The 14,384-nt window shown below is 65.5% G+C and carries 12 protein-coding genes and 1 pseudogene; 6 read left to right on the plus strand and 7 right to left on the minus strand.

Going from position 1 to position 14,384, the window contains the following annotated elements; genetic code table 11:
- Window positions 1-800: pseudogene (locus VHL31_RS05535) on the plus strand (AI-2E family transporter); the annotation flags it as partial.
- A gap of 63 nt (window positions 801-863) precedes the next feature.
- On the opposite strand, the gene VHL31_RS05540 reads toward VHL31_RS05535, so the two are convergent.
- Window positions 864-1,412 carry a DUF2934 domain-containing protein gene (locus VHL31_RS05540; protein WP_329660209.1) on the minus strand — a complete coding sequence of 183 codons (549 nt, stop codon included), beginning with the start codon at window positions 1,410-1,412 and terminating at the stop codon, window positions 864-866.
- A 200-nt stretch (window positions 1,413-1,612) separates the two neighbouring features.
- On the opposite strand from VHL31_RS05540, the gene VHL31_RS05545 reads away from it, so the two are divergent.
- The 4 genes from VHL31_RS05545 to VHL31_RS05560 all read left to right on the plus strand — a co-directional run bounded on the left by VHL31_RS05545 (window position 1,613) and on the right by VHL31_RS05560 (window position 7,903).
- Window positions 1,613-4,918, plus strand: coding sequence for an ATP-binding protein (locus VHL31_RS05545; protein ID WP_329660210.1), 3,306 nt, complete (start codon window positions 1,613-1,615; stop codon window positions 4,916-4,918).
- A gap of 222 nt (window positions 4,919-5,140) precedes the next feature.
- Window positions 5,141-6,316, plus strand: a complete 1,176-nt coding sequence (locus tag VHL31_RS05550) for a patatin-like phospholipase family protein (protein WP_349262368.1) — start codon at window positions 5,141-5,143, stop codon at window positions 6,314-6,316.
- 35 nt (window positions 6,317-6,351) lie between these two features.
- A complete protein-coding gene (locus VHL31_RS05555) occupies window positions 6,352-7,089 on the plus strand; it encodes an acetoacetate decarboxylase (protein ID WP_349262369.1) in 738 nt (245 codons plus the stop codon).
- A 34-nt stretch (window positions 7,090-7,123) separates the two neighbouring features.
- Window positions 7,124-7,903 (plus strand): 3-hydroxybutyrate dehydrogenase, encoded by a 780-nt coding sequence (locus VHL31_RS05560; protein WP_329660213.1) that lies wholly within the window; start codon window positions 7,124-7,126, stop codon window positions 7,901-7,903.
- A gap of 382 nt (window positions 7,904-8,285) precedes the next feature.
- Here VHL31_RS05560 and VHL31_RS05565 read toward each other — a convergent pair whose 3' ends face one another.
- Entirely contained in the window at window positions 8,286-9,197 is a 912-nt protein-coding gene (locus VHL31_RS05565; RefSeq protein ID WP_329660214.1) for a LysR family transcriptional regulator, read from the minus strand.
- Between the two features lie 92 nt (window positions 9,198-9,289).
- On the opposite strand from VHL31_RS05565, the gene VHL31_RS05570 reads away from it, so the two are divergent.
- Window positions 9,290-10,243: a DMT family transporter gene (locus VHL31_RS05570; protein ID WP_329660215.1), complete on the plus strand. Its 954-nt coding sequence runs from the start codon at window positions 9,290-9,292 to the stop codon at window positions 10,241-10,243.
- Here VHL31_RS05570 and VHL31_RS05575 read toward each other — a convergent pair.
- The 5 genes from VHL31_RS05575 to smpB all read right to left on the minus strand — a co-directional run bounded on the left by VHL31_RS05575 (window position 10,180) and on the right by smpB (window position 14,376).
- Window positions 10,180-11,199, minus strand: a complete 1,020-nt coding sequence (locus VHL31_RS05575) for an SIS domain-containing protein (protein WP_329660216.1) — start codon at window positions 11,197-11,199, stop codon at window positions 10,180-10,182. The two genes, VHL31_RS05570 and VHL31_RS05575, sit on opposite strands and share 64 nt — an antisense overlap.
- A 13-nt stretch (window positions 11,200-11,212) precedes the next feature.
- Window positions 11,213-11,938: a sugar isomerase domain-containing protein gene (locus VHL31_RS05580; RefSeq protein WP_329660217.1), complete on the minus strand. Its 726-nt coding sequence runs from the start codon at window positions 11,936-11,938 to the stop codon at window positions 11,213-11,215.
- A 56-nt stretch (window positions 11,939-11,994) separates the two neighbouring features.
- Entirely contained in the window at window positions 11,995-12,909 is a 915-nt protein-coding gene (locus tag VHL31_RS05585; RefSeq protein WP_329660218.1) for a flagellar motor protein MotB, read from the minus strand.
- Between the two features lie 6 nt (window positions 12,910-12,915).
- Complete coding sequence (motA, locus tag VHL31_RS05590; RefSeq protein ID WP_329660219.1) at window positions 12,916-13,794, minus strand: flagellar motor stator protein MotA; 879 nt, start codon at window positions 13,792-13,794, stop codon at window positions 12,916-12,918.
- Between the two features lie 105 nt (window positions 13,795-13,899).
- On the minus strand, window positions 13,900-14,376 hold the full coding sequence (gene smpB / locus VHL31_RS05595; protein ID WP_329660220.1) for an SsrA-binding protein SmpB: 477 nt from the start codon (window positions 14,374-14,376) through the stop codon (window positions 13,900-13,902).
- Window positions 14,377-14,384: the final 8 nt, after the last annotated feature.

The raw sequence follows: 14,384 nt of genomic DNA on the forward strand, positions 1-14,384 counted from the left end.
CCCCATCCGAGCTGTTCTACCAGCGTATGCTCGCCGGTGATCCGCTGGAGGCGACGGAGAAGGCGGTGGCCTATCTCAAGGAGCGGTCGTTGACATCGTACTATGACGAGGTAGCGCTTAGGGGCCTGGAGCTTGCCCAGAAGGACTATGCCCGCGGAGCCTTGGACGACGAGCGGGTCACGCGGATCCGGACGAGCCTGGACGAGCTCATCGACGATCTTCTCGATCATGACGACAAGCCGCGGACGCCGCCGCCAACCAACGACCCCGAAGCAGAGGCTGCGGTCGAGTCGTCGGAGCACGACCATCCGGCACAGCTACCCGTCCTGCGACAAGAGGAACTGCAGCCGGCCTGGCAGACGGAAACGCCCATCCTGGTCATCGCGGGACGCGGGCCACTCGACGATGCAGCCGCCCGTATTCTGAGCCAGCTGCTGCTCAAGCACGGCCTGAAGTCCCGCGTGCTCTCCTGGGACGCGTTGAGCACCGCAAATCTGTTCCGCCTGGATTCCGCTGGGGTTGAAATGGTGTGCTTCTCCTACCTCGACCCTGCCAGCGTCATCCCGGCCCGGACCGGCGTGAAGCGGGTGCACCGCAGGATCCCGAATGCCCGCACCCTGGTCGGCTTGTGGCGATCCAGCGCGCCGCCGCAGCAGGTAACCCCGCCCGTCGACATCCTAGCGGATCACTATGCGTCCACCTTCAACGAAGCCCTGAAGATCTGCATCGAGGAGGCGACCGGACAGCCGAACCCACAGGTCCCAAGTCAGGTCCAGCCAGCGCGAGAGCAGGCTGCTTGATCAACAGCGACAAGGGCCCGGCTTTCGCCAGGCCCCGATGAGGCTATCCCGGCGGAACCCTGTTCAGTCCGTCGGGGGCTTCGTACCCTGGTTGTTGTCGTCGCCCTGGTCGGCCAGGCTCGGGAACTCGCCTAGATTCTCCTGGATACGCGACTCCTCGACCGGCTGATCAAGGCCAGCCTCATAGGGGAGCAGCGACGAGCGGTGCCCATCCTCCTCAGCCACGAGCTGGGCGGCGAGGTGCCAATGGTCCTCGGACCGTCCGTGCATGCCGCCCTCGGACTCCCATAGCTCGTACGCCTTTCGGCGCACGCGCTGTTCCCACGGATCCTCGTCGGCGATGTCCTCGGCGGCATGGCGAGCCTCCTCGTCATAGGCGCCGAGCCCATCGACAGTCTCCTCGTACAGGTCGGGCCGCGATGCGTCCGCGACGGCCCAATCCTGTACTGTCGCATCTTCGCTGTTGGCCGTTTCCCCCTGGCTATCATACGAATCCACATCCCGACCAAAGATCGCCAGTGACGGGTCCATGCTTGGAGAACGCCGTTCGGCTTCTGCCAACGCCTCGATTTCCTGCCGCTCAACCGACGACGAGCGCGTCCTTGCCGCCATGTTCCTCTCCTGCCCTGCCCCGGTCATTCGATCAGACGTTGACCGCGGGGCCACCCCTGGCAGAACTGTTCCCGCGGATCTTCGTTCCGGCCGCCCAAAAGGCTGGCAGATGCGCCCCGCGCATCGGATCCCATGGGGAACCACGATATGGTGACTAGTGGGAGCACGGGTGATGAGCTGGACAAGGTGAGGAGGGCGGCGTGAGCGAGCGTGACGCCGCCATATCGTCTGAACCCTCGCTGCTGGCGACGTCGCGCCGTCCTGCGCTGGACCGTGACAACAGCCAGCTTTCGCGTGACATCTTCCTCATCCTGCTCCTGGCAGGCCTGTTCATGGTTGCCCTGCTCGCGATCGGCTGGACTGTCTATGTCGACAATCTTGCGCAGGATCGTGCGGTACTGCTTCGGGAAGAGCAGATTGTCTCGAGCCGGATCGGGGATCTGCGCACCAATCTTTCGCGCAACGTGCTGGACTACGCAAACTGGGACGATGCGGTCGAGAACCTGAGTCTTGCCTTCGACCAAGGCTGGGCGTTGCGGAATGTCGGCACCACGATCTTCTCCGACCTCCACTACGAGCTTAGCCTAGTCATCGCCCCAAACGGCCAGCCCGTTTTTGGGCAGGTCGATGGGGAGGAGGATGTCGAGCGCGTCTTGCAAGAGCTCGGCAACGGGCTGCCGGCCCTGGTGGCCGCAGCCCGAGCAGGCGCCGGATCCCCACCGGACGTCGCTACTGCCATCTTGCGAGGCGGCGAAGGCCTGACAGTCGTCGCGGCGTCGGCGATCGTCCCGGAAGCTGGCTCCCCGCTGCCCCTGCCCAAGGAGGGACCCGGCGTCCTGCTGTTCGCTCGCCGGCTGAGCGATGCCTATCTCAAAGGCCTCGAAACAGCGCTAAGCGTGACAGACCTGCGCATCGTCGCCCCCAACGTGCTACTCGACGGGCTTGCCTCCGTCGATCTGCTGGATCCGCAAGGGAGCGTGGTTGCGCGCCTTGCCTGGACCCTGCACGAGCCTGGCCGCGAACAGCTGACCTGGCTCTTGCCCACGATCATGGCGATGGCGCTCGCCATTGGCGTGTTCACTTTCCTCGCGCTGCGCGGCGTCCAGCATTCTCGGGCATTGCATGCCAGCGAGGCCCGGCTGCGCGACTTCGTCGACATATCGTCGGACTGGCTCTGGGAGGCAGACAAGGATCTGCGCATCACATGGCTCTCATCGGGGTCCACACGTCCTGGAGGCATGGATGTGGCGCGGCTGCTCGGCCAGAGTTTGGCTACACCCAACGCGGATGAAAGTTTCGCGGCAGATTGGCCCGGGTTTCGGGAACTGCTGCGCACCCGCCGGCCGATCCGCGACTTCACCTACGGTGTCGGCAATATCACCACGGGCACGTTGCGCGTCCTGCGGATCAGCGCCCAGCCCAAGCTCGATCAGCAGCGGAGGTTTCAGGGCTATCGCGGCACTGGGCGCGACGTCACGGCTGAATGGGATGCGAGCCAGCTCCTTCGCAGGAGCGAGAGCCGCTTCAAGTCGCTCGTCGAGAACCTTCGTGGCATCGTGTTCATGCACGAGGCTACGAGCGATAGTCCACAAGGCTACGATCCCCGCGGCGTCCGCTTCTTCGGTGCCGACACGTCCTGGATCATCGCCTCCCCGGATGCTCTCACGGGCAACGACCCGGACGGCTGGACCAGCACCATCCATCCCGAGGACCGCCCCCTTCATGCTTCCCTGCAGCGACGCCTGCGCCAGGAGGGCAAGCCGTTTAGCCTGGAGTTCCGCTTCCGCCATTCGATCACCGGCGAGGAACGCTGGGCACGGCAGGAGGCCTGGGCAGTCGGGGACGAGCGGGAAGGCAGGATGTCGCTGGACGGCTTCATCATCGACGTTACCGAACAGCACCGCCGGGAGGATGCGCTGGCGGCGGCCCATGACCAGTTGCGGCGGCAGAACGAGGAGTTGGAGACCGCAAGGCTGGCTGCAGAACAGGCGAACCAAGCCAAGTCGGAGTTTCTGGCTGCCATGAGCCACGAGATCCGCACGCCGATGACAGGCGTGCTAGGCATGGCCGACCTGCTGGTGCCTGAAGGATTGACGCCGACGCAGCGTCACTACGTGGACACGATTCGCCGCTCTGGCGCCCATCTTCTGAGCATCATCAACGACATCCTGGACTTCTCGCGGATCGAGGCAGGACGTCTCGACCTGGAGCAGCTGGACTTCTCGCCACAGGAGATCATGGAGCAGGTCCGCTCGCTGATGTCGCCGCAGGCGGAGGAGCGTGGCCTGTACCTCAAGCTGGACATCCAGCTGCCGCCGGATGCGATCCTGTGCGGTGACCCGACCCGCGTGCGGCAGGTCCTGGTCAATCTTGTGGGCAACGGCTTGAAGTTTACGGCGAAGGGCGGCGTCACGGTCACGGTCACCGACCGCACCCCCGCTGGCGAGAGTGCACGTCTCCTGTTCGAGGTCCAGGACACGGGCATCGGTGTGGCCCAGGAACGGCGGGCGGAGCTGTTCGAGCCTTTCGTCCAGGCGGACCGGTCCACCAGTCGGCACTATGGAGGGAGCGGCCTGGGCCTGGCGATCTGCAAGCGGCTGGTCGACGCGATGGGTGGCGAGATCGGGGTGGAGAGCGAGCCCGACAGCGGCAGCACCTTCTGGTTCGAGCTCTCGCTCGGGCGCGGCTCGCCGGAAAGGGCAGCCAAGCGTAGCAGCTCGGTCTCCAACCATGTGCGATCCCTCAAGGTGCTGGTGGTGGACGATGTAGTGGCCAACCGCGAGCTGCTCGCCGCGATGCTTGGCCGGTACGGCCACCGTATCGATCTTGCCGAGAACGGTGTCTTGGCCGTCGAGCTTGCCCAGCATGCCGAGTACGATCTCATCCTGATGGACATCCAGATGCCCGTCATGGATGGCCTCGAGGCGACAAGGCGCATCCGGCAGCTGCCGGCACCTGCGTGCAACGTGCCGATCTTCGCCCTGACCGCGAACGTCATGGCCAATGAGCGGGCGCGCTACCTGACGGCCGGCATGGACCGCTGCCTCACCAAGCCGGTCATATGGGCCGACCTGCTGGCGGCCCTGGCCCTGGTGGCCAGTGGAGAGCCGCTGGCGCAAGCCGCAGATCAAGTCACGCCGCCGGAGACACGCCCGGACCAGCTGTCGTCCGGTTCGTCGTTCATGCAGCAGCCCCTCCTCGACCGGAGCAGGCTCTCCATGGGCGGCAAGGTGTCGCCTGAGATGTACGCCAATCTCCTGGCCCGCGGCATTCAGGGTGCCGAGGAGAGCTGCCGGCGCCTGCGTGCAGCCTTGGGGGAGCCGGACGCCATGGCCAAGGAAGCGCATCGGCTGCGCGGCACGGCGGGCACGTTCGGCCTGCTCAGGATCTCCGCGTTGGCGGGCGCGATCGAGAAGCAGCTGGAGACCGGCAGATCCCCTGCGGATCTGATCGACCAACTGGAAGAGGCGTTGGCAAGGACCCGGGAAGAGGCGGCGGGCGCCTGAGATCCGTTGGCTGATGCGGCGCCCGCGCCGTGCGAGCAGCCAACCCGCCGGCAAACGCGACCACATGTCGTCGGCAATGGATGGTGGTTCACGCCTGCCGCCGGTGGAATGATCCGTGACTTTCTGCGCAATCTCCGTCTCATTCCACGCACGGTTCGAGGGCAATGATCCGGCGTGCCGGCGGCTTGCTGCGCCCGCCCCATTTCACCCACCGCGAGGTTGATGGTGCCCAACAGGCTTCGACCAAAGAAGAAGAGTCACATCTGCACTGAGCGGCCGCCATTCGAGTGCATCGCCCTCTTGCTACAGGGCGGTGGCGCCCTGGGCTCCTATCAGGCGGGCGTCTACCAGGCACTGGCCGAGGCCCGGCTGCATCCGGATTGGGTCGCGGGCATCTCGATCGGCGCGATCAACTCGGCGCTCATCGCCGGCAACCCACCGGAAAGACGGGTCGAGCGCCTGCGCGAGTTCTGGGAGGCGATTACCTCGCCGCCTTTCGGGATCCCGACCTTCGATCAGGTGGAGATCAAGGGCGACTTCAACCGCACCGTCGTCAACCAGATGCGTGCCTTCGGGATCCTGCTGGGCGGTGCCCCGTCTTTCTTCGTGCCCCGCCCGCTGCCACCGGCCTTCTATCCCGCCGGCTCAGTGGAAGCGCTGAGCTACTATGACGTCGCACCGTTGAAGTCCACGCTTGAGCGCATGGCGGACTTCGACCGGATCAATGCCTGCGACATGCGCTTCAGCGTGGGTGCGGTGAACGTGCGCACCGGCAACTTCGTCTATTTTGACAACACGCGGCAGGCGATCAAGCCCGAGCACATCATGGCGAGCGGCGCCCTGCCCCCTGGCTTCCCAGCCATGGAGATCGAAGGGGAGCACTACTGGGACGGCGGCATCGTGTCCAACACCCCCCTGCAGTGGGTACTGGACAAGCAGCCCAGGCAGGACACGCTGGCCTTCCAGGTGGACCTGTGGAGCGCCCGGGGCGACCTGCCGCGGAACCTGACCGAGGCGGACGTCCGGCAGAAGGAAATACGGTTCTCCAGCCGGACCCGGGCGATGACCGATCGCTTCAAGGAGGCGCAGCATCTGCGTCACGCCCTGAACCGGCTTCTGAAAAGCCTGCCGCCGGAGCGCAAGGATGACCCGGACGTGGCGATGCTGCGCGATGCCGCCGATCACAAGGTCCACAACATCATCCAGCTGATCTACCGCTCCAAGCGCTACGAGGGAGCGGCAAAGGACTACGAGTTCTCCAGGCGCACAATGGAGGAGCACTGGCACGCCGGCTACCATGACGCCGTGCGGACGCTGCGCCATCCGGAAGTGCTGGAGCGCCCGAAGACGCCGGACGGCGTGTTCACCTTCGACTTGGCCATCCAGGGCCGGGAATGACCTGCATCTCCCGCAACGACCTGCACGAGGTGACGATGAACGAGGACGACGTTCGGCGCCGGGCCTATGCCATGCCGCTGACCAGCCCGGCCTTCCCGCTCGGGCCCTATCGCTTCTACAACCGTGAATACCTGATCATCACCTACCGGACAGATCCGGCCAAGCTGCGCGATCTCGTTCCGGAGCCGCTCCAGATCGACGAGCCGCACGTCAAGTTCGAGTTCATCCGCATGGCCGATTCGACTGGCTTCGGTGACTATACCGAGAGCGGCCAGGTCATCCCGGTGTCGTTCGACGGCCGCAAGGGCGGCTATACCCACTGCATGTTCCTGGACGACCACCCGCCCATCGCGGGAGGCCGCGAGCTTTGGGGATTTCCGAAGAAGCTGGCCAAACCGGTGTTGCGCCATGACATCGACACGCTGCTGGGCACGCTGGACTACGGCTCCGTGCGCATCGCGACGGGCACCATGGGCTATAAGCACAAGGTGGCGGACCATGACACCGTGCTGGCGTCGATGCGCACGCCGACCTGGCTGATCAAGATCATCCCGCATGTCGACGGGACAGCCCGCATCTGCGAGCTGGTCGAGTACTATCTCGAGGACATCGACCTGAAGGGTGCATGGACCGGCCCTGCAGCGCTTGACCTGGCCTCGCATGCCCTGGCACCGGTGGCCGAGTTGCCCGTGCTGGAGATCATCTCGGCCACGCATATCGTCGCCGACCTCACGCTCGGACTGGGCAAGGTCGTTCACGATTATCTGGCCTGAACCGGCCCGACCCAATTCTGCGGAGTTCCGATCCATGCGCCTGCAAGACAAGGTCGCCGTCGTCACCGGTGCCGCCAGTGGCATCGGCAAGGAGATTGCCAGGGTCTATGCCCGTGAGGGTGCCAAGGTCGTCATCGCCGATCTGAACTTCGAGGCGGCCGACTCCACCGCCAGGGAATTCGACCCGTCCGGAAAGCGTGCCATGGGCGTGGCCATGGACGTGACCGACGAGGGACAGGTCGACAGCGGCATGCAGAAGGTCATCGACACGTTCGGCTCGCTCGACGTGCTGGTCAGCAATGCCGGGATCCAGATCGTGGCGCCGGTCGTCGAGTTCGAATTCGCGAAGTGGAAGAAGATGCTGGCCATCCACCTGGACGGCGCCTTCCTCACCACGCGCGCGGCACTTCGCCAGATGTACAAGCAGAAGAGCGGCAGCGTCATCTACATGGGTTCGGTCCATTCCAAGGAAGCCTCAGTCCTGAAGGCGCCTTACGTGGCGGCAAAGCACGGGCTGCTGGGCCTGGCCAAGGTGGTTGCCAAGGAGGGTGCCCCTTACGGCGTGCGCTCCAACGTCATCTGCCCGGGCTTCGTGCGCACGCCACTCGTCGACAAGCAGATCCCCGAGCAGGCCAAGGAACTTGGCCTTTCCGAGGAGGACGTGGTCAGGAAGGTGATGCTGAAGGAAACATTGGATGGCGAGTTCACCACGGTCGAGGATGTCGCCAACACCGCTCTGTTCCTGGCCTCGTTTGAATCCAATGCGCTGACCGGTCAGTCGATCGTCGTGAGCCATGGCTGGTACATGAATTGAGCGGATCCGGCGCTCAACAGATCCAGCGGCTCATTGGACGTCCGTCTGCTCATGCCGACCAGGATTCGACCGGTCGGTGGACACCAGGCCGGACACTCCGTGTCCTGGGACCCGTATGCCGCATGGAACATGATGTTCAGCTCTGCCAAGGCATTTCTTGGGAGCGGAGTTCTGACATGTGCCTGTCGCTCTGCCGAGTGTAGCGGGCCTGACGCCGTGCGCATGACTTGGGCAGCCGGTACCGCCACCAAGCCCTGGAGCAGCAGGTCGTTGGGCTCACGCTCTGGCACGATCCGCCCGATCGGGATGTCCTTATCCTGTTTGTTTGCGGGCTTGGTCCCCCGCACGGCGCTAGGTTGAACCACGTAGAACGTGACATTGCTCAGCCGGTGGCCGGCTCCTGAACGGTTGGCTCCTCAAGGCATGAGATGCGCCGATCGACGGCTTGCCGGATGCCGGTGACGAGATGATCGGCCAGGAGGGTGCCGGCAGCGGACAGGCCCGTCGCCCGATGCAGTCGGATGTCCGCCGCTGGCAGGTCCGGCAAGCCGTCGTTCGCAGAGAGCCGACACAGGCGTGCCGGGAGCGTTCCGGCCTTGACCACGGTAACCGCCAGCCCTTCGGCAACGACCGCTTCCACGGCCGCGAGGCTGTGGCTGACGAAGGCCAGCCGCCAGGGCCGCTCGATCCGGTCCAATGCCTCGATTGCCCAGCGGCGCAACAGGCAGCCGGCCGGATAGAGGGCCAGTGGCAGGGGATCCAGCTCTGCCGTCCCGTGAGAGTGGCTACCAGCCCAGATCGCCCGCTCCCGTCGGACGAACGCTCCCGCCCCCTCACCCTTCTCGTGCATGGCCACCACGATGTCGAAGTCCTGCCCTAGCCGCTCGGGCATGTGGGCAGTCAGGCCGGTCTCCATCCCGAGGCGGACGCCAGGATAGGCAGCGGCGAACCCCGCGAGCAGTGGCGGCAGGATGATGGATCCATAGTCGTCCATCATGCCCAGCCTGACATGGCCCTCGATCTCGTGCGCACGCAGACGGCTGACAGCCTCCTGGTTCAGCGCGAGGATCCGGCGCGCATAGCCGACCAAGCCCTCGCCTGCCGGGCTCAATTCCACCTGGACGGTGCTGCGGTGGAACAGCACGACCCCCAAGCGATCCTCGAGCCGACGGATTTGCATGCTGACGGCGGACTGGGTCCGGTTCAAGGCGCAGGCCGCCCGGGTGAATGATCGGTGCTCGGCTACCGCCACGAAGGCCTTCAGCAGATCAGGATCGAGGTCGGGCGTGGTCATCTCGAATCTTGATCAGGTTGATCACATCAATGCCATTCCCTGATAGGAAAGCCTGCTGTCAGCTTGGGCGCAAGCATCGTCATCGAGGAAAAATGGAAGTAGTTGGTGTTGTCGCTGCCGTGCTCTCCAGCACCTTGGGGGGGACCTCCATCGGCGCTACCCGCTATCTGGCCGGTATGCTGGACCCGCTGGCCATCGGCGTGTTTCGCTTCGGGATCGGTGGCGCACTGCTGCTGCCCTTCGCGCTGCTGCAAGGCGCCGGCTGGCCAAGGCGGCAGGACTGGCCGGGCGTGGTGGCGCTGGGCCTGCTGTTCTTCGGGTTGTTCCCGATCCTCTTCAATGCGGCTCTGATCTATACGACTGCCGCGCGTGGTGCGCTGGCCCTCTCCACCCTCCCGCTACTGACCATGCTGACGGCAGCCTTGCTCCGCGTGGAACCGCTTGGCTTGCGCAAGGCGGCGGGCGTTCTGATCGCCATGGCAGGCGTGGCCATCGCGCTGGTTTCCGGCTTAGCCGATGCACCCGTAGGTGCCTGGCGTGGCGACCTGCTGATGGTGACAGCCGCTTTCTGCATGGCCCTCTACAGCGTGTGGTCGCGCCCTTTCATCGCGCGCTCCGGGCCGATCCCGTTCACGACGATGGCCATGGCCGCCGGTGCGGCCGGCCTGACCGTCGTTTCCCTGCAGCAGAACAGCTTCGCGCCGTTGCACGGGTTCGGCCCAGGACCCTGGATCGCCCTGTTCTATCTCGGCCTGTTCGGCGGCGCGCTCGCCTTCTGGCTCTGGGCCTATGCGCTGCGGCACACCACTCCCACCCGCGTGGCTGTCTCCGTCACCGTTAATCCCATCGCGGCTTCCCTGGTCGGAGCGACAATCCTGCGCGAACCGCTGCACTGGCAGGTCGGCCTGGGCTTGCTGGGCGTGTTCGGCGGGATCTGGATTGCCATGAGTGAAGGCGGCGCCCCGCGAAGTCCAGGCGCGGTTCAGAAGGTGCTGGTGACCTTGGACAGCGTACGGGGACGATCAGGATCCCGCTGGCGCGCTTGAGCCGCACGCGCGATGGCTGGATAGGCCAGTTGCAGCGCTGCCAGCGGTGCACTTACCGGATCGACGGTCGGCATCCGCCAGGTATCGTCCGATGCACAGCCCAACATGATCACGGAAGCCCCCTGGGCCGCCAGTTCCGCGGCCGCTGTCCGGACGTCACCCTCCGTGGGCCCGGGCAAGGCCAGGGCAACCACCAGGAAGCCGGGTCCCACCACTTCGCGCGGCCCATGGCGCACCTCCGCGGCCGACAGGGCCTCGGCTGACAGGCCGCAGGTCTCCTTGAGCTTCAAGGCGATCTCGGCACCCGCGGCAAGACCGGCCCCCCTGGCCAGCACAAACGCATGCTCAGCACCTGCAAAGGGGCCGATCTCGAGGCCGCCACCCGCAGCTGCGGTAGCGTGCAGCTCGGACGGCAGTCGCCCCAGCACTCGATGCAGATGGTCATCGTCGCTCAGATCCGCAGCCAGTGCCAGCACGCCCGCCATCGAGCAGATCACCGACTTGGTCGCAGCCACGCTCCGTTCCGGCCCGGCCCGCTGGTCGAGCACGAACTCGGCCGCGGCCGCCAAGGGCGACGCCGGATCATTGACCAGTGCCACGGTCCGGGCACCCGCCGACCGGCCCCAGGCTGTCACGCCAATCACGTCCGCGCCTTGCCCGGACTGCGAGACCGCCAGCATGAGCGCCCGCTCCACCCGTGGCTCGGCTCCGTCTCGTGTCACAAGCGAAGGCTGCAGTGACATGGTCGGCAAGCGAAGACGGCGCAGGAAGGTCCATGCGGCAAACGAGCAGACATGATCGGAGCTTCCGCGGCCGACGGTCACTCCGAGCGCGGGCGGCTCGGCCAGCAGGGCAGCGACAAGAGCGCGCCGCTCGGCCACCCCTTCCTCCAACACAGCCGCGACCCTGTCCGGCGCGGACAGGGCCTCTTCCTCCATCAGGCTGGCGACGGGCACGGGCGGCTCACTCCTAGAGACTTCGGTTGCGCTGGCGCCAGACAGCAGCCAGCTGGTCATTGTGCTCGTCCGAGCCGGCCAGGGCCGAAGCACGCCAGACAGGCGGCGGCAGGCCATGTTCCAGCAGCATTTCGGCCACCCTCGCAGCCAGAACCTGCAAGACGATCGCACCGCTCACGCTGGACAGCGCGCCCACGCGCATATCTTTCCCGAGCGGCACCACCGCATCGCCCTCCGGCGCGCCATTGTCGAGCACATGATCGGCCAGGGCGAACAGAGACGGCTTCTCCGGTCTGGTCCTGGCGCAGGCTGGCGAGCCTAAAGCCAGGACGCTCAGCCCCCGCTCCTTGGCCTGCCGTGCGACCTCGACCGTCAGCGGCGTGGTGCCGCTGGACGAAATTGCGATCAGGACGTCGCCTGTCTGCCAATCATGCCGGTCGATGACGGCCGGCGCGAACTCTGCCATCCGCTCGAGCGCAGTCTCAACCGCCGCCCCTTCCGAAAACGCCAGCACCGGTGAGCTCATCGGAACGAAGCAGGCCGACGTCCCCGCCCGGTGGTGCAGCTCCAGCGCGAGGCACTGCCCATGTCCGGCACCGAAGAGCCAGATCGTCCGGTCTGTCAGGGCGGCCTGGACGCAGGCCGTTGCGGCGGCTTCCAAGGCCGGCCGGCCGGCACCCGACAGTCGCGCCACGAAGGCGGAGACTTCGGCAAGGTAACTATCGACGACGTTGCTCATGAAGACAGCCTATCAGCATCGCACCGGGCCGTCATCGACCGGTGCCCGTCATGGTGCTAGCCGGCCGGCTGGGTCATCAGCAGGATCGAGATCCGTCGATTGGAGGGATCCTGGGGCTGGTCGGGCAGACGCGGTTCAGTGTCGGCCTTGCCGATCACTTCCGCCACCCGGCCCGGTGGCAGCTCCATCTCGACCAGGGCCAAGCGTGTTGCATTGGCACGGTCCGCCGAGAGGCGCCAATTATCCGATCGGGATCCGCTGGCGAAGGGGCGAGAATCGGTATGCCCGCGAATCGACAGCCTGTTCGTACCTTGCGCTACCGCCGCCAGGACGACCTCGAGAAGCCGGCGCGCTTCGGGCGAAAGCTGGTCGCTGCCCGAAGCGAACATCGCCACGCTCTCGCGATCCAGCAGTTCGATCCGCAGGCCGTCCTTGGTCCGAGTCACCTGGACCTGGTTCTTCAGGGCAGCAAGATCTTCGCTCGCACCGAGTGCTGCCTCGATCTGCCGCTCGACCTTGTCAAAGCCTCTGGCTGCATTGTCCGCGTCGGATGCCCAGTCGCTCCGCATGTTCTCGGCGACCTCGTCGCCCACGGGGCCAAAGGCTTCGGCGACCCGGTCGGCGAGTTCGCTCTCAACCTGTTCCCCACGCGGCGGGGTCGGCGACATGTCGAACGGCGAAGACGGCGGCTGCTGGATGAACGTCGGCTCCAGCAGGCTGCTGCCCTGCAGGATTCCGCCCTCGCCCGCGGGCTGCAGCCGGCTGGCCGAGCTAGGGTCGGTGAAATAGTCGGCCAGACCTTCCAGCTTCGCCTTGTTGGTCGTGCCGAGCAGCCAGAGCCTGAGAAAGAACGCCATCATCGCCGTCACGAAGTCGGCATAGGCAACCTTCCAGGCGCCACCGTGATGGCCACCATGGCCGCCCTCGATGATCTTCTTGACGACGATCTTGCCGTCGCGCTTGCGGGCCATGGCCTGTCAGGCCGCCAGCGGGTCGGCGGGGAGCTGCTGGAGGAACTCGTCCACCGCATGGAAATTCGGCTGGAGATGCGTTGGCACGCTGCCGCGAGCCAGTTCGATCGCGACTGGCGCCGAGTGGCCCTGGAGATAGGCTACCAGACAGTCGCGGATGATCGCGTAGAACTGCCCGTCCTCCTCGAAGGTCTGGGCCATGCGTGCGGCCATGGGCCCGAAGATGCCGTAGGACAGGAAGATCCCGAGAAAGGTGCCCACCAGCGCGCCGCCGATCATCTTGCCTAGCACGTCGACCGGCTGATCGATCGCCCCCATCGTCTTCACGATGCCCAGCACCGCAGCCACGATCCCGAGGGCCGGAAAGGCGTCGGACATGGTCTGCAGGGCACCCGAGTTCATGAGCTGCTCGGTGTGGTGCTTCTTCAGCTGTCGGTTCATGCTGTCCTCGACCTGCATCGGGTCGTCCAGGCTCATGGTCATCATCCGGACCGTGTCCGCGATGAAGTCGCAGGCGAAGTGGTCGTGCTGGATCTTGGGATAGCGGCCGAACAGGGCACTCTCGTGGGGCTTGTCCACATGCGGCTCGAGGGCCAGCACGCCCTTGGTCTTCAAGAGCTTCACGATGGTGAACATCAGGCAGAGAAGGTCGCGATAGTCGTCCTTCTTCCACTTGGCGCCGCCGAATACCCGCTTCAGGCCACCCAGCGAGCCCTTGATTACCTGCCCGCCATTGGCCACCAGGAAGGTGCCAGCGCCGCCGCCGCCGATCATCATCAGCTCGAAGGGTGCGGCCTTGATGATCAGACCGAACTTGCCGCCTGCCAGGGCATACCCGCCGAAGATCATCGCGAAGACGAGAACGAGCCCGATTATGGCGAACATGGACGGCCGACGCCTCCGCAAACACTGCCGGAGGCCAATCTAGCCAGTTTCCGTTGAAGAAAGGTTAAGGCAGCTGCGCAGACAGCTATGGCCGGATGGGCATGCTCAGCCCTTGTGGGTCTCGCGCAGGAGGCGCTGCTTGTCGCGCTGCCAGTCGCGCTCTTTCTCGGTGTCCCGCTTGTCCACCAGCTTCTTGCCCCTCGCCAGACCGAGCTCGACTTTCGCCCAGCCTCGCTCGTTGAAATAGATCGACAAGGGGACCACGGTCAGCCCCTTGCGCTGCACGGCACCTTTCAGGCTGTCGATCTGCCGACGACGCATCAGCAGCTTACGGGGCCGCCGGGTCTCGTGATTAAACTGGTTCCCGCCGTGGAACTCGGGGATGTAGGCGTTGAACAGCCACAGATCGCCCTGCATCTCCCCGGCATGGGCGTCACCGATCGTGGAACGCCCCTCCCGCAGCGATTTCACCTCGGTGCCGCTCAACACGAGGCCCGCTTCGTAGCGCTCGTCGATGAAATACTCGTACAGCGCCTTACGGTTCTGCGCGACGACCTTGCGGCCTTCTACCTTCTTGGCCAATGGAGCCT

It is taken from the genome of Geminicoccus sp. (assembly GCF_036263595.1).
Taxonomy (GTDB): Bacteria; Pseudomonadota; Alphaproteobacteria; order Geminicoccales; family Geminicoccaceae; genus Geminicoccus.